A 16,536-nucleotide genomic window follows, 5' to 3' on the forward strand; every position below is an offset into this window, starting at 1 on the left:
TGATCATCTTGATGCTCCCCTTATCAACTGGGTGCAGTTCAGGCCGTTTTATTGAATTAATCCCCTCCGATGAAACGGTGCTAGTTCACACGAATGGGACACCCTACCTCAATCCTTATCTTCCGGTCTGGAAGCAACTGTCTTCTGATGAGATCAAAAAGCAATGCTTTAAGCACCTCGACGACAAACTGTTGACTCATCTCTTGCGAACCATTTGCGCACAGGAACTGCTCTCCCGATCACCTATATCACCGCTAGAGAAATTCGGCCTGCTTCAAACCCACAACAAAAATTTATCCTTTCTTGTTCAGCAACTACTCCTAAAGAAGGGGTCGTTACTCCACGGAAATGTGCGTGTAACACTGGATACATCATTAGAAGAGCGACAGCAGTATTTTCTGACGCAACATCTCAAAACGCTGGATAACTATCTGACCATTAAAGATCACGGTCAAATCGGTGTACCCGCCATCACCTACCGCTCTAACACAGGTTACGGTAGGGACCCGTTCTATCCTAAAGAAGGCATCTTCCGTAATGCCACCTTTGTAATGAAATCTCTGACGCGTAGTCCAGCAGGATGGCATTTAACCATTCAATTGCAGCCAATGAATCACACAAAATCCCTTGAGATTGGCAACAACCGCTATCAAATCGCCTATACACCAGCTGCGGCCTACTTACTTTTGTTGGAACACGCGAACATAGATCAATTTAGTTGGGACGGATTTTTTAATGCGGAGCTCGCCGAAAACCGCCGTGGTATCTTCGCCATTGAGCCCATCGATAACCAGAAAATCCCCATTTTAATGATTCATGGATTAAATTCAGACCCGTTAATCTGGCGACATCTCTCACTGAACATCCTGAACGACAAAGAATTACACAGTCGATATCAAATCTGGCACGCTTTTTATCCGTCAGGACCGCCGCCCTTTTTCAATGGCATGCTTCTCCGCAAGCGATTGAAGGCGCTATTGGCTTTAAGTGCCGACCGTCACGTTCAAAACAGTCGTTCTCAGAACAGCCACAATCAAAAGCAAATGGTTTACATTGGACACAGCATGGGCGGTATTCTTGCCCATACCATGGTGGTAGATTCCGGCTATCAATTGTGGGACACCACCTTCAAAGAGCGACCAGAGCAGCTTTCGATCGCACCAAATGATCCCATTACAGACTTACTGATATTTAAGCCTCTGACACAACACAATCAGGTTTTCTTTCTAGACACCCCACACAGGGGCTCCGACACCGCCAGTTCGTTTGTTGGAAACGTCAGCTCAACACTGGTCAATCTACCTCAAAACTTTATCTCCATGATCAAGACACTCATAGATAGCATTGGTCTTGATAGGGTCACGCAGCGTATGCTGCCGTACCTCAGAAACAATGGGCCTAACAGTGTTCAGGTGCTTCGCCCAGGGCATCCATTACTTGAAACCCTGAACGAACTACCCATTGCAGGCACGGCTTATTCGATCATAGGATCTCAATCCGACATGGAGTGTGATACCCAAGAACAATGCCATAACATTACTGACAGCGTAGTAAACTACGCAAGCGCCCATTTATCACAAGCAGAGCAAGAGATAATCGTTCCTTCGAACCACAATTCCTATCAAAGTGAAGAAGCCATTCGCTTTATCCTGACCAAGCTTAAAGCATCTCAATAAACATTCACTTCATAGATAAAACGATCTTAGCCACATGCTCACCTTGGAATCGAGCCATGTTTAACTCTTTCTCAGACGGCTGACGAGAGCCATCTGCCGCCGCAATACAAGCGGCCCCTAAGGGCGATCCGCCTTTTACTTCACTGATGTCAGCCAGATCCGCACATGCATAGGGCAACCCCACGACAATCATACCGTGATGAAACAACGTGGTATGGAAGGACTGCACCGTGGTTTCATTGCCTCCACCCGTACCGGTAGAAGTAAAGACACTGCCAATTTTCCCAACCAATTTGCCCTGTACCCAAAGCCCTCCGGTTTGATCCAAAAAATTCCGCATCTGAGATGCCATATTGCCAAACCTTGTGGGTGTACCAAAGATAATGGCATCGTAATTTTCCAAATCGGCGGGGCTGGCAACCGGAGCCGCTTGATCCAATTTCACACCGGCATTCTTAGCAACTTCCTCCGGCATAAGTTCAGGAACTCGTTTTACATCTACCTCAACACCGACCTGACCGGAAGCGCCTTCAGCAACAGCACCTGCCATGGTTTCTATGTGGCCATAACTGGAGTAATAAAGTACTAAAATCTTTTTCATGGTCTCCTGCCTTTCATTCAAAAAGAAATGGTAACTCACACATTCACTCTAGCTTTGCCCAGCAGTTCCTCCAGTTCATTGGTCAGCTCGTTAACAATGTGAAGCTGTTAAAAACAGCCTCACTAATTCATAGAGCGCATTTACTAAAATATGCACTCATATCATCGACATTTCCGCCTCACTTGATTTCAACGAACAATAACTGGTTAATGCCGCCATAAATGCGGCATGCACATGCTCAGCTGGTACTTTGACGCCATTAAACTCTAGATCTCGAGTTGCACAGGCATCATGAACAAGCACACATTCATATCCCAGATCCGAAGCCGCTCGAACAATCGCATCAATACACATGTGACTCATGGCACCCGCAATGACGAGTCTGATCACACCCTGATCTTTAAGTATTGAATTCAGGTTAGTGTCCAGAAAACTGTTGACCTTGTGCTTCACCACAACCGCTTCATCAGGCAATGGTTTGAGACTATGGTGAATATCAGCCCCTTCAGTACCGACCTGAAAGAACGGCGCATTTTCTGCAAGTGACTCATGACGAACATGTACTACCGGCAAGCCTTCTTCTCGAACATGATCTAACAGTATTGCTGCGTTCTGAGCTGCAGTTTCAGTCTCTGAGAGCGGCCACTTAGCGCCTGAGAAGGTTGGAAAATAGTCATTTTGGAAATCGACCAAAACTAATGCGGTTTTGGACATAGTCTTTCTCCTTAACGTGGTTTGAATGTCTGGAGAAATTATGGGTATGATGCGAACTCCTTACCTATGGCAAAAATGCCAAGATAGAGATCAAAAGTGACAAAGTATATTAATGTTCATATCATCAATTATCCGGGTGCCTTGCAAAGTGCCACTCATGGTTTAGAAGAACTGTTTTTACTGGCCAACAATATCGCATCTGAACAAAATCTGACGATTGAGTTTGTTCCTCAAATCCTTCAACTCGATTCAAGTTTTGACCCTCTATCAACACCAACTCAAATTCTCATTTGTCCACCCAGCATCCAGAACACTTACTTTCAAAACCCCAGCGAAGAACTGCTCTCCTTCATTAATCACGTTCATCGTAAAGGCGGAATCTTATGTTCTGCTTGTGCCGGTGCGTTTCTTCTTGGCGCAGCAGGTCAACTCAACCATAAACGAGTGACAACGCACTGGAAGCTTGCGGAGCAGTTACAATCAAGCTTTCCTGATGCTCACCTTCAGGCCGAGAGCATATTGATTAATGAAGGCAACTTGATCACTGCGGGTGGCATCATGTCCTGGGTTGATCTTGGTCTGGAACTGGTTGCCCACTTTATGTCACCACAGGTGATGCGCAATTTAGGGAAGTACTTAATCGTCGATACCGGCAAACGAGAACAACGTTATTATCAAAGCTTCACTCCAAGAATGGATCACGGTTATGAAGCCATTCTGAAGACACAACACTATCTTCATAAACACTATGGTGATGCGATTAAGATCGAAGAACTTGCCTCTCAAAGCTTCATGACCAAGCGTACGTTCTTAAGAAAGTTCACTGAAGCAACGGGCTTAAAACCCCTTCAATATTTACAGCGTGTTCGTATTCAAAGCGCCTGTAATTTGTTGGAATCCACGCAACAAACGGCGGAACAGATAGCCTTCAAGGTAGGCTATGAAGACGTTAACAGCTTTCGGAAAGTCTTTACCAAAATCATGGGGCTCACCCCCACTGAATTTAAAGATCGTTTCTCCGTAGGGACTTAAGAAACCTTATTTAAATGACAACAGATAATTGAAGTTCAGAAGAAAATTCCATAGCCGTTCCATCCTCAGCTTTGCTAAACTTGTTCGTTTTCGTCCGCATAGACTGACATACCCACACATACAGACATCCAAGGTAACCCGATGAGTGATTCCTTACCGCGTTTTATCTCTGTCGAAGGCAGCAGCTACAGCGATCAAAGCTACCCAGTTATTGCAGCTTGGTCTTTAGAAAACAATGACATTAAAGACGCAATCATCACCCCGGAAGAAAGCTGGGAAGACGAAGATGCCCGCTTAACGGATCTCGATTTGGAAGAATATCAACTGAGCCAAATGGGACACCCGGCCTGGGAAGTGCTTCGAGAAATGAACAACGACCTTCAAGGCGAAACGGTGTACTGCATGAACGCACCGATCATCGAGCGCTGGCTTGATAAGCTATGTTCTGAATTCAACGAAGAACTGAGCTTTGAAATCGCCAATGCCTACGAGTTATTCCCGGATCGTTTACCTGAAGAGTTTGATGATCAACTGCGTGAGTGTTCTGACTTGTTGTTGATGTCTCAAGACAAAAGCGATGAACTGGTTCGATTACTTCAGGAAAGTTGGCTTCGTCTTAAACAACTCGAAAGCGATTATTAGTGTCTTCACGCTTTTAATGCACCGAACAACAAAGTTATCCACAATTAAAAACCCGAAAGAATCCTATGTTTAAACAGTGCTTTACATATCAAATCACTCGTCCGCTTGAAACCACTGCTGATGAGTTGGAAAAGAAACTAAAAGAATTCTCGTTCAAGCCTTGCGGCCAACAAGAAAGAAAACGCAACGGCTGGGCAGCACCGGTAAAACAAGCGCCAGATATGCTTGTTCATGAACTGATGGGCGTATGGATCATTAACCTGCGCCATCAAGAAAAAGTGATCCCACCGTCTGCCATCAATGAACGCCTCGAAGAAAAAGTGGCAGAGATTGAAGCAGAACACGGTCGTCCAGTTCGTCGTAAAGAAAAAGCGCAACTGAAAGAAGACATCACTACCCTACTGCTACCAAATGCGCTTTCTCGCACTCAAGATACCTTAGCTGTGATTATTCCTGAGAAGAACTTCATGCTGGTTAACGCCGGTAGTTCCTCTAAAGCAGAAGAAGTTGCATCCACACTGCGTAAAGCTTTAGGCACCATGCCAGTGGTTCCACTGCAAACTGAAATGTCACCAGCCATCGTCATGTCTGCGTGGCTTAATGGCAAACACAGCCTACCGCAACACATGGAACTGGGCTTCGAAGCACAACTGAAAAGTGACGACGAAGACGGCGGTTCTGTACGCCTAACAGGAATGGACGTCGCTGATGAACATGCTCTTAATTATCTAAATAACGGCATGTCGGTTACACGTTTGGCATTGAACTGGAAGGACAAACTGGAACTTGTGATCGACGATCAACTGATCATCAAACGCATCAAGTTTACCGATACCTATCAAGAAGAAATTCACGATGAACTGGGTGAAGCCGATGCCGTTAGCCAATTCACAGGCTCTATGGCTCTGATCGTCAATGAGTTATTGGATGTGATTGAGAGTATTGCTAAGAACTTTAGTGAAGAGTGATTAGCTAGCTCTTCATATTTTCACCTCTGAAATCCCCGTCAGAGGTTATTATAGCGAACTACGTCATTATCTGGCCGTAGATGACGTATTCGCTACTTTCTTCTTTTCCCACCAACTTCTACAATGCGTCCTTAATAATAAAAAGGTATGTTTGGATTCTTTAGAAGCCTCTAAATAAATTCATACCCACAATTTCACTCGGATGTATAAATCGTTAAGGAACTACAATGGCTTTTGACGTTACCATTGAAATCAACAAATCTTTCTCCGTTTCTGCAAATGCAGACAAAGTGTTCGAAGTTCTGGCAGACGTTCCAGAATCCACCAGCCACTTCCCTAAGCTAGACAATCTAGTTAAAGAATCAGACAACCAATATCGTTGGGAAATGGAAAAAGTTGGCGCAGGTTCAGCCTCAATTCAAACCATTTATGCTTGTGAATATCAGTCTGATGCATCTACTCGTGATATTTCCTGGAAACCGGCTAAAACCAAAGACAGCAACGCAGAAGTGTTTGGAACATGGAAAATTACTGAAGCGGCCAACGGCGGCACTGATATCGTGTTTGAAACCAAAGCGACCTTGACATTGCCACTGCCTAAGCTAACTCGTGCAATGATTTCGCCGGTTGTAAAAATGGAGTTTGAAGGTATGGTCGATAAGTACATCGACAACCTTCACGAAGTATTTAAAGCGTAATTCGTTAAGAACATTCCGAACAATTTCGCTTCGAAAATCCTAAGTTCCGATTCAGAATCGGGCTTAGGATTTTTTATGCGCACTTTCTTTCCCTGCCAATGCAGCCAAACGTACTTTCTGCCAGCTTTCTTTTGGCTTGTTCAGAGGTAAGAAGAGTTCAGTCACCTGCTCTTCCTGATTGTACTGCGTTTCAAATCCAAGCTTCTCAGCCAGCTTAAGCATCCCCGAATTATCCGGTAGCACCGTTCCCACCATGGATAAGGTGCCGCGCTTACGGCAATAGCTGATCATCTTCTTCATCAACGCCATACCCAAGCCTTCACCGGTTTGTTGGTCTTGTACCATAACCGCGAACTCAGAAGAGACATTATCCGGATCAGTCCAAGTACGAACTTCACCAAGAATTTTTTCTTCTTGAGAGTGGGATTTACGCTGTGTTGCCACAAAGGCCATTTCACGGTCGTAATCAATCTGCGTTAAACGCGCGATCTCGGTGGCAGAAAACCGAGCTTGGCGATGGAAGAAACGGAAGCGATTGGCTTCGGGTGAAATGCTTTCCTGAAACTCGATAATCGCGTGTGCATCTTCAGCCATAATCGGGCGTAACGTCACTTCTTGCTTGCTACGTTTCAAGGTGTAGTGTGATGTCAGCTCTTCTGGGTAGCCGTGAAAAAGCGGCTGCGAAGGGTAACCCACGGTTCCGGAAGCATCATAAATCACCAACTGATCTTTATGTTCAAACTGAGCCGAGACTTCGAGTAACGCTAACTTAGGATGATCCATCACAAGCTGCGATAAGGTTACTAAGGTCTTAGCCAGAATTTTCTTTTGCAGCTCGCCAATCTCACCGAAATCACTGAGCAGATGCGACACGTAAGAACGGCGAATCAAGTCGCTTGCCAAAGTCATGTTCAACGGTGGAAACGCCACTTGCCGATCCGAGCGAATATTAACGGTTGACCCACCCGCACCGAAGAAAATCAGCGGGCCAAACACGTCATCCCGGGTTACCCCCATATTGAACTGCAACCCCAAAGTAGGTTTCAGCACTTTCTGGGCACTAAAGCAGATCAGGCGTTCATTCGGATCTTGTTTCTTATAGCGTTTAACCAAAGTCTCTGCCGCTTGAGCAAGTTCGTTTGCATCAACGATATTGCGCTGACAGCCTCGCCACTTTAACGGATCATCACGATAGGAAAACGGAGTTAACCGGCGTTGATTAATAATGGTTAAATTAACCGGGTATCCCAGTTTTTCGACCTTACGAATTAAAGAAACAGGATCATCATCAAAAGCAGTATCAACCACTTTCAAGCCATACTGGCTTAATAACGTCACTAGCGTATCAGGTGCTAACTCATCGCCTTTGATGTAGCGATCCAGAATATCAACCGTCGCGTCTTTGCACTCATCAAGACGTAAACGTAATGGCGTTTCACGCAAGATGGTTAACGAGTAGTGATAATTCACCGACTGACGAAATGCCTGCGCCGCCACTTCCGGGCTATTAAACGAAGGAATGCCGTGTTGATCGAACAAGGAGCGAGCTTTTGCTAAGCTGCCTTCTCCCACCCAACAGGTCATAATCGGTATACGTAATTTATCACGATGCTGCACCAGGGCTTCAGCAATCTCATAGGAATGAGCGTGTGCGCTTGGCACATGAAGAATCAACAAGTGATCCACATTCGGATCTTGAGAAATAATTTCTGCCGCTTTGATATAAGTTTTAGCAGAAGCCCCCACTTCCAAATCCACCGGGCTTTTTTGAGACCAATAACGAGGTAACACCTTATTGAGCTGCTCAATGGTTTTATCGCTCAACTTTACCAGCTCGGAACGGGAGTGATCATAGAGTCGGTCCGTTGCCACCATCGCCATACCAATGCTGTTGGATAAAATGGCTAATCGATTGCCTTTAAAACGACGTTGTTGCTCCAAAATCGGTAAGCTTTCCATCAGATCCAACGGGGAACGCAACTGCATCACCCCCAAGCGACGAAACATCTGCTTATAGATTCGACCCGAATCGTGAATACCTTGTGCGACTCGATGACCATCTCCGATCACCCCTTCGCTGTCCCCGGTTCGAACGGCAACCACTAACTTAGCTTTGGCAGCCGCGCCCACCGCAGCAATGAATTTTTCAGGTCGTCTGATGTGCTCCACATGCAAAAGAATCACTCGTACTGAACGATGCAATGACAAGTAATCCACAATGTCGGCAAGATCCACATCCCCCCGATCATCGAGGTTAATGAAGTGCGAGAAACCAAAACCATGAGCATGCCCCCAATCCAATACACTACTAGCGACTGTTCCGGATTGCCCCACGTACGCTACATTGCCTTTATGAATCGGCAAATGGCCATAACTGATGTTGATCGGGTTTACTGACGACATCAGACCCAAAGTATTCGGACCAATCACCCGGACGTTATTTACTTTCGCCAAACGAAGAACGGCTTGGTTCAGGTTGTTATCGAACCAGGAATGCTTACGAGACAAACCACCGGTCAATAACATGACTGCACGAACGCCTTTCCACACCAACTGCTGCATGATCAGCAATAAGGTTTCCGGCGGTGTACACACAACGGCTAGATCGAGTTTTTCAGGAAGGGATTTGATGCGCTTATAGGTAGGAACCCCCTGAATATCGCCCGACTTCTGCTTGTTCACCGCATAAATCTGGCCACTGTAATCACTTTCAAGCAAGTTCTTAAGGACGATCTGCCCCATCTTGCCTTCTTTATCCGAAGCACCGATGACAGCAATCGAACGAGGTTCAAAGAAATATTTAAGATACTTAGTCGCCATACCATTCAGACCTACAAGTTAATTCCCTTTATGAACTCTGTGGATAGGTTATGTCCGCAGTATATTGTGCTTGTCCTTAGAAAGCATGTGGGAACTAAACAAAACTTAACCTATCTCAATACTTTTTTTGACGACACGGCTAAGTTAGAGAGTATACTTTGCCAAAAATTACAACAGACAGAACGCTTACCTAATTCGTATGACAGATCACTCACCGTCAGACATCACCTTTATTACGCATCCCGCTTGCTTGGAACACCGCATGACGGATCACCATCCTGAATGCCCGGAGCGCTTGATTGAAATCATGAAGCATCTGGAAAAACAGCCATTTTTTGATGCGTTGAATAAAGAGATGGCGACAAAGGCGGATCGCAAGTGGGTTGAGTCTGTTCATCCGGCTGGATACATAGATCAGTTACTAGGCATTGAACCATCCCATGGCTTAATCATGGTCGATGAAGATACAGCACTTAGCCCAACTTCAATGGATGCCATCTGGTACGCCGCCGGGGCAGGTATGAATGCGGTGGATGCCGTTTTAGGATCTGGAAACAAATCAGGCAAAACCAGCCGAGTTGCCTTTTGTGCCACTCGACCACCAGGTCATCATGCCGAACCTCGTAAAGCCATGGGCTTTTGCTTCTTTAGTAACATTGCCATAGCCGCCAAATATGCCCTCGATCATTATGGATTAGAGCGCGTTGCCATCATCGACTTTGATGTTCACCAAGCCAACGGCACCATCGAATGCTTACGAGACGAGCCAAGAGCCTTAGTCTGCACTTCATTTCAACACCCGTATTATCCAAACAGTCATTGGTATGGTTTGCCGGAACACATAGTCAATCTACCCATTGAAGAGCACAGCAACGGCGACTTCATGCGCCAAGCAGTGAATGATGTTTGGGAACCGGCACTGGCTATTCACCAACCACAACTCATACTTATTTCTGCGGGATTTGATGCCCATCGTCAAGATCCAATGGCCACGGTGGAGTGGGAAACTCGCGACTTCGCCTGGCTGACTCGTTGGCTACAAAACCAAGCCTACAAATATTGTGGCGGTAAAATCGTCAGCATGCTGGAAGGTGGTTATTCACTGGATGCCCTGCCCCACTGCGTCAGTGCTCACTTAGGCGTATTTGCTGGTGATGAAAAGGCTCTGATGCTTTCTCGGGTGAAACAATAAGCGATTTTAGGCTCATCCATCACCTCACTCAATTCGCTACTACGCGAAGAGCTTCAGCCTCATTCCATACCATTACAAACTGATACAATTGTTTAGCGGTTTCCAAGATTTTTCCGGTGACGCACCTTCGGTCGAAAGTTATACTTCCCCGCCTCACGTTAGCGTAAGCTCGTCTAAAATATTTCAGAGAAAATGCCACAGGGAGAAGTGCCATGTTTGCTATCGCATCAAGCTTGATGTCGATTCTTTGGTTCATTGTTAAGTTAATCTTTTCGCCCATTACTTGGGTTTTGAACCTGATCTTTTATCGCTTTTTAGGCATCAGCTGGTCGATTCCCGGTTGGATTTCTGGCATCAACAACACTCGTCGTACCAAACCAAAACGCTTCTGGACAATATGTCTGGTACTTCTCGGGTTATTCGGCGGCACTTACTATCACCTGTTTGTTCCTAAACCACCCAAGGTTGTGGCCAAGCTCTATACGCCAAAACTCTCTGAGAATGAAGAGGTCATCCGCCCTAAACCTCTGGTCATTTCTTTTAACTATCAGAAAGTTGATTATTCGACTTACTTATCAACGGGTCTAATTGAACGCCCGAGTGGTCGTTTGTCTGTTGCTCCGATTGATGGCGTAGATAAAGAAATCACAAAAGGCATCAAACTCTTCCCTAATCGTGCGGGTACATGGCGTTGGGTCGGCGACAATCGTATTGAGTTCACCCCGGAAGCCGACTGGCCTGCGGATCAAGATTACACCGTTACTTTTGCAGAAGATTTCTTTGCCGAACATATTGAAATGGCGGATCTCAGCTACGAGTTCACCACCTTTGCGTTCCAGGCAACCGTCAAAAAGTTCGAGCTTTATAAAGACCCAACCAAACGCAACGCACAACACTTGGTTGCTACCTTAAAACTCTCTCATCCCGTTAAGCGAGACAATATTCGTGATCATTTAAGATTTGAAATCCTCAAGCCGCAGACCGGAAATATGGTAGAGCTTACGCAAACGGTTAAACCAAGTTTTGAAGTTAACTACGGTTTGAATGATCGTGAAATCTATCTGAAGAGTGAACAAATTGATCTTCCGGAACACGAAGAGTATGCGCATCTCATTGTTACTGAAGAACTGCTAAGCATGGGCTCAGACTCTACCCTTGCTGAGCGCATTGATGAGAAAGTACTACTACCAAACATCAGCAACTTCCTAAAAGTAACTAATGCCGACGTTCGTATCCTAAGAAATCAGGACAACCAGCCAGAGCAAATCCTGAACCTACAATTCACTGACGGTATTACTTTCAACGAAATCCAAGACAATCTGGATGTCTATTTACTTCCAAAAACCAATCGCCACTGGAATCTCGATCGTGCCACATCCTTGTCTACCAGCAAGATGACCAAGCTGTCACCAGAATGGATGGAAAACGAACAAGCCAGTTCTCCGTACTACAACTTGAAGCTTGATGTCCCGGAACGCCGAGCCATTTACCTCAAAGTGAAGCAAGGCCTAACCTCTAGCAGCGATTACACCTTAGCGAAAAACTATCGTCAGGTTATCTATCTGGATGAGTATCCAAAAGAAGCCAGCATCATGGGTGAAGGGTCATTACTGTCATTGTCTGGCGATAAAACCCTAAGCCTGATGTCTCGCGGTCACACGGCACTGAAAGTGGCGATTCATAAGCTTCAAGACAAGCAATTAAATCACTTGATCAGCCAAACCGGCGGCGATATCAGCAAACCTTATTTCCGTAATTACCAGTTCAATGAACAAAATATCTCGGTCGCGTATGAACAAATTCTCAGACTGACCAAGAAACATCCGAAAGAATTGAATTACGCATCTATCTCTTTGGCGTCTTACCTAAAAGAAGCCGGTATGGGCGTGTTCTTTGTGGAAGTATCTGGCTGGGACATGGATCGCAACCGCAAAGTGTACGGTCAAGAAGACAAGCGCCTGATTGTAATCACCGACTTGGGTGTGATCGTTAAGAAGACTCGCGACTTTAATCGTCAGCATGTATTCGTACAGTCCATAGCCACCGGCCAACCGGTTAGCAACGCTAAAGTAGAAGTGCTCGGCAAGAATGGTGTACCAGTCTTCTCCGGTCAAACCGATCCACAAGGTCAAACTGAACTGCACGACTTAAGCCGTCTCTATCGCGAACAGCAACCAACGGTGTTCCTGATCACCAAAGGGAAAGATCGCGCGTTCTTACCGTATGATCAACACACACGTCAGATCAACTACTCACGTTTTGATGTCTCCGGTCAGACGCAAATGCGTTCCGATCAAAACCAACTCTCTGCCTACGTGATCACCGACCGTGGTATTTATCGTCCGGGTGAAACCGTACAGTTTGCCAGCATCGTCAAAGACCAGACCTTCCGTTCTACCGCTGGTTTGCCATTGGAATTCACCATTACAGACGCACGTGGCAAGAAGGTTCTGGATAAGCGTTTGACGCTGAACAAAGAAGGTCTGCTTGATTTAACCTATAAAACCAAACTCACCAGCAGCACCGGTGATTATCAAGCTAACTTGTACCTGCTGACTAAGAAAGGCTATCTGGATTATCGTTTGGGCGGTGTGAGCTTCACGGTCGAAGAATTCCAACCAGACACCATGAAGATCAGTTCTGAACTGTCGCCTAACTTATCCCAAGGCTGGTTCCATCAAGAACAGATTCAAGCCAATGTCGAACTGAAAAACCTGTTCGGTACACCAGCGCAAGATCGTAAAGTATCTGCGACGCTGAACCTGACACCTACGGAGTTCTACTTCCGACCATTCAAAGGCTACCGCTTTGTTGATCCGCTACGTGATGAACAAGCGCAATTACGAGTGGTTGACGAACGACTAAACGACCAAACCAGTGACGCTGATGGTCGAGCGACATTCGATATCAGTCTCAATCAATACGCTAAGGGTACTTATCGCTTAAACTTCGAGGCTGAAGGCTTTGAAGCGGGTGGTGGCCGCAGTGTCTTCGCTCAAAATCAGGCGTTGATTTCACCACTCACGCAATTGGTGGGTTACAAAGCCGATGGCGGTCTGGACTATCTGAACAAAGAACAAGCCCGCACTATTTCGCTGGTTGCGGTTAATCCTAAACTGGAACGCATTGCGCTGGACGGCCTAACACTGAAACTGATTCACAAGCAGCCAGTATCAACGTTAGTGATGGCAAAAGATGGCACCTACAGCTATCAATCCATCATCAAATCTAAAGTACTCAAAGAAACCCCGTTCGAGCTGACAACAGCAGACAACACGCTTTCTTTGGAAACGGACGAAGCCGGTGATTTCCAACTGCAATTAGTTGACAGCCAACAACAGCTATTGACCAAGATCGACTACCAAGTAGTGTCGGAAGGCAACATGGCTGGTCGTTTGGAGCAAAATGCAGAGCTATCGTTGAAGCTGAATCAAAGCGACTACAAACCAGGCGATTGGATCGAGATGAACATTATCGCGCCGTATGCCGGTTCTGGATTGATCACCATCGAGAGCAACAAGGTTCACGCACATAAGTGGTTTAAAACCACGACGAACAGTACCCTTCAGAAGATTCGTTTACCAAAAGGCATTGAAGGGAACGCCTACGTCAATGTTGCTTTTGTTCGCTCGCAAGATGCGAAAGAAATCTTTATGAGCCCACTGAGCTACGCGGTGCAGCCATTCAACATCGACCGCAGCAAGCGTGAAGTGGACATCCAATTGACCACTAAAGAGATTGTTCGCCCAGGTAAACCGATGAAGATTGGTTACCAAACCGATAAACCGTCTAAGATCATCGTCTTTGCGGTGGATGAAGGCATTCTACAAGTGGCCGGTTACCAAACACCGGCGCCATTGGATCACTTCTTGAGTAAGCGTGCGTTGCAAGTACGCACTCAACAGATGTTAGATCTGATTCTGCCGGAGTATAAAACCTTACTACAACACGCAGGTGTTGGTGGTGGTGCTGAAGCCATGAAATTAATGGCTGCGAACCTGAACCCCTTCCAGCGTAAACTCGATAAACCGGCCGTATTCTGGTCAGGTGTGTTGAATGCGGATCAAACCAAACGCTCCACTGAATTCCTGGTGCCAGACACCTTCAGCGGTAACTTGCGTGTGATGGCCATTGCCGTGGCGGATCAGTCCATCGGTGCCACCAGCAAACACAGCTTGGTTCGTGGCCCATTTGTATTGTCACCCAACGTCTTGACCACAGCCACACCGGGTGATGAGTTTGATGTTACCTTGGGCGTTGCCAACCTGATTGACGGTTCCGGCGACAATGCCGAGATTAACGTTCAGTTGAAGCCGTCGGATAACCTCGAAATCGTCGGCAACAGCACTGCAACCCTATCGATCTCTGAGGGCAGTGAAAGCAAAGCCGCCTTCCGCGTTAAAGTAAAAACAGCGACCCAAGGCGGTCAACAAATTCTGGGCGAAGGCAATCTAACCTTTGTGGCTCAATACGCAGGTTCAAACGTTGATGGTCATCTAGTCTCTGCAGAAGAAACACAACGTTCAGCGAGCCTCAGCATTCGCCCGGCGTCGTCCTTCCAAACTCAAATTGCCACCGGCTTTAGTGACGATTCAGCGACACTTCCGCTCACTCGTAATATGTATAACGCCTTCGGTAAGAAGCAAGTGGTCGCATCTGCCAGCCCTATGGTGCTAACGCGAGGCTTAACAACCTACTTGTCAAATTATGTTCATGGCTGTACCGAGCAAATCACCAGTCAGGTGTTCCCTTGGATCAACCTTGCAGCACAGCCCGAATACCTGGATCAACGTCAGGCCACCGAAGAAAAACTGAGCACCCTGATCAGCACATTGAGAAGCCGTCAGCAAAGCGATGGCGGATTCAGCTTGTGGACAGGTGGTTCCTATACTGCGATCTTCCCTACGCTGTATGCAACGCACTTATTAACGGAAGCCAAAGCCTTTGGTTATCAAGTTCCGAGAAAAATGTTTGATAACGTTATCGATAAAGTGCGGGTTATGGCAGGTCGTCAAAGTGATGACTTAATCTCTGCCCGTCAACGCGCATTGGCTATTTACTTATTGATTCGTAATCAAAGTGTTGCCACCAGTTACCTGATCGACCTGCATCAAGTATTGGAAGCCTCGTCTTTGAACTGGCAGCAAGACATCACCTCCAGCTACTTGGCCGCGTCTTATCAACTGCTCAAGAAACAAGAAGAAGCGGATCGTCTGATCAAGCTCTTCACACCATCGGACTCAGTGAGTGCTTCAACGAACTATCAAACCTCGGACACTCAGTTTGCTCAATACGTGTATCTGCTTTCAAACCACTTCCCAAGTGTGTTGGAAAGTTTATCGGCTGAAGACACCATTGATCGTTTGTTGAAACCTATGCAAGAAGAGCGCATCACCACCATTAATGCGTCCTACACGACATTGGCATTAAGTGCTTACAGCAAACGTATCCGAAACCTTTATGGCGACGACAAGGTCTCCATTGAAGTCTCACCTGAGCAATTCGAGTTACTAAGCAAGTCGTCCGAAGGAGGCTTTGCGGTCCAAGAGATTGCGCTAGAGCGTCAATCTGCTCAAGTGAAAGCGCCGCACCCGTTCTTCTATCAAACGGTTCAAGCCGGATTCGAGCGTGGGGCATCCACTAAAAGAGGCGACCAAAACAAAAAAGACAACCAAGGCATAGAGATCGTCAAAGAGTTTTATGACGAAGAAGGCAATCAAATCAAGCTGGATTCAAGCGACAAACAAATCCATCAAGGTCAGGAAGTGACAGTGAAACTGAAAGTACGCGTGACCGGCAACAGCCGAGTTAGCAGCGTTGCTGTAGTGGATCTGCAACCGGGTGGTTTTGAAGTCTTAAGAAGCTCGTTGGATCGTCGTTCCAGCTACTGGGATTCCGAATACATCGATATCCGTGAAGATCGTTTAGTGATTTACGGCAGCTTCGATCAAGGCGTGACGGAATTGAGCTACAAGGTGAAAGCAACGGCTTCCGGTGATTTCGTATTACCGTCGGTATTTGCTGAAGCCATGTACGATCCGAAAACCTATGGTTATTCTGCGGCAGGCTCATTGAGCGTAGCGCCTTCTGAATAATCCTGCTAATTAATAGAAATAAACAAAAGAAATAAAGAGACATAAACACAGTAATGCCCAAGGATTCCACGTCACCCGCTCCGTCACTACGATCAACA

10 protein-coding genes are annotated in these 16,536 nt (G+C 46.3%); 7 read left to right on the forward strand and 3 right to left on the reverse strand.

From position 1 onward, the window contains the following. Nucleotides 1–11: 11 nt before the first annotated feature. Complete coding sequence (locus ACFOEK_RS04880) at nt 12–1,676, forward strand: esterase/lipase family protein (protein WP_386716998.1); 1,665 nt, start codon at nt 12–14, stop codon at nt 1,674–1,676. 4 nt (nt 1,677–1,680) lie between these two features. Here ACFOEK_RS04880 and wrbA read toward each other — a convergent pair whose 3' ends face one another. Together wrbA and ACFOEK_RS04890 are read right to left on the reverse strand one after the other, a co-directional pair. Further along, a complete protein-coding gene (gene wrbA / locus ACFOEK_RS04885) occupies nt 1,681–2,277 on the reverse strand; it encodes an NAD(P)H:quinone oxidoreductase (RefSeq protein ID WP_386717000.1) in 597 nt (198 codons plus the stop codon). 156 nt (nt 2,278–2,433) lie between these two features. Next, nucleotides 2,434–2,991, reverse strand: coding sequence for a cysteine hydrolase family protein (locus ACFOEK_RS04890; protein ID WP_386717003.1), 558 nt, complete (start codon nt 2,989–2,991; stop codon nt 2,434–2,436). A gap of 96 nt (nt 2,992–3,087) precedes the next feature. Here ACFOEK_RS04890 and ACFOEK_RS04895 point away from each other — a divergent pair, with 96 nt between their 5' ends. From ACFOEK_RS04895 to ACFOEK_RS04910, 4 genes are all read left to right on the forward strand, one after another. Then, complete coding sequence (locus ACFOEK_RS04895) at nt 3,088–4,023, forward strand: GlxA family transcriptional regulator (protein WP_386717006.1); 936 nt, start codon at nt 3,088–3,090, stop codon at nt 4,021–4,023. Nucleotides 4,024–4,164: 141 nt separating this feature from the next. Then, entirely contained in the window at nt 4,165–4,665 is a 501-nt protein-coding gene (locus ACFOEK_RS04900; RefSeq protein ID WP_386717009.1) for a hypothetical protein, read from the forward strand. 65 nt (nt 4,666–4,730) lie between these two features. Further along, a complete protein-coding gene (locus ACFOEK_RS04905; protein ID WP_386717012.1) occupies nt 4,731–5,633 on the forward strand; it encodes a recombination-associated protein RdgC in 903 nt (300 codons plus the stop codon). Nucleotides 5,634–5,860: 227 nt separating this feature from the next. Beyond that, complete coding sequence (locus ACFOEK_RS04910; protein ID WP_386717015.1) at nt 5,861–6,331, forward strand: SRPBCC family protein; 471 nt, start codon at nt 5,861–5,863, stop codon at nt 6,329–6,331. A 63-nt stretch (nt 6,332–6,394) separates the two neighbouring features. Here the strand turns inward: ACFOEK_RS04910 and ACFOEK_RS04915 are convergent, their stop codons facing one another. Then, a complete protein-coding gene (locus ACFOEK_RS04915) occupies nt 6,395–9,151 on the reverse strand; it encodes a bifunctional acetate--CoA ligase family protein/GNAT family N-acetyltransferase (protein ID WP_386717018.1) in 2,757 nt (918 codons plus the stop codon). Nucleotides 9,152–9,413: 262 nt separating this feature from the next. On the opposite strand from ACFOEK_RS04915, the gene ACFOEK_RS04920 reads away from it, so the two are divergent. Together ACFOEK_RS04920 and ACFOEK_RS04925 are read left to right on the forward strand one after the other, a co-directional pair. Next, nucleotides 9,414–10,343: a histone deacetylase family protein gene (locus ACFOEK_RS04920; RefSeq protein WP_386717021.1), complete on the forward strand. Its 930-nt coding sequence runs from the start codon at nt 9,414–9,416 to the stop codon at nt 10,341–10,343. 212 nt (nt 10,344–10,555) lie between these two features. After that, nucleotides 10,556–16,438: an alpha-2-macroglobulin family protein gene (locus tag ACFOEK_RS04925; RefSeq protein ID WP_386717024.1), complete on the forward strand. Its 5,883-nt coding sequence runs from the start codon at nt 10,556–10,558 to the stop codon at nt 16,436–16,438. Nucleotides 16,439–16,536 lie beyond the last annotated feature (98 nt).

It is taken from the genome of Litoribrevibacter euphylliae (assembly GCF_042646085.1).
Lineage (GTDB): Bacteria > Pseudomonadota > Gammaproteobacteria > Pseudomonadales > Litoribrevibacteraceae > Litoribrevibacter > Litoribrevibacter euphylliae.

Coding starts and splice junctions, on each gene's coding strand:
- ACFOEK_RS04925 (WP_386717024.1), top strand. CDS start 10,556: ATGTTTGCTATCGCATCAAGCTTGATGTCGATTCTTTGGTTCATTGTT.
- wrbA (WP_386717000.1), bottom strand. CDS start 2,277: ATGAAAAAGATTTTAGTACTTTATTACTCCAGTTATGGCCACATAGAA.
- ACFOEK_RS04910 (WP_386717015.1), top strand. CDS start 5,861: ATGGCTTTTGACGTTACCATTGAAATCAACAAATCTTTCTCCGTTTCT.
- ACFOEK_RS04890 (WP_386717003.1), bottom strand. CDS start 2,991: ATGTCCAAAACCGCATTAGTTTTGGTCGATTTCCAAAATGACTATTTT.
- ACFOEK_RS04920 (WP_386717021.1), top strand. CDS start 9,414: ATGACGGATCACCATCCTGAATGCCCGGAGCGCTTGATTGAAATCATG.
- ACFOEK_RS04915 (WP_386717018.1), bottom strand. CDS start 9,151: ATGGCGACTAAGTATCTTAAATATTTCTTTGAACCTCGTTCGATTGCT.
- ACFOEK_RS04880 (WP_386716998.1), top strand. CDS start 12: ATGCTCCCCTTATCAACTGGGTGCAGTTCAGGCCGTTTTATTGAATTA.
- ACFOEK_RS04905 (WP_386717012.1), top strand. CDS start 4,731: ATGTTTAAACAGTGCTTTACATATCAAATCACTCGTCCGCTTGAAACC.
- ACFOEK_RS04900 (WP_386717009.1), top strand. CDS start 4,165: ATGAGTGATTCCTTACCGCGTTTTATCTCTGTCGAAGGCAGCAGCTAC.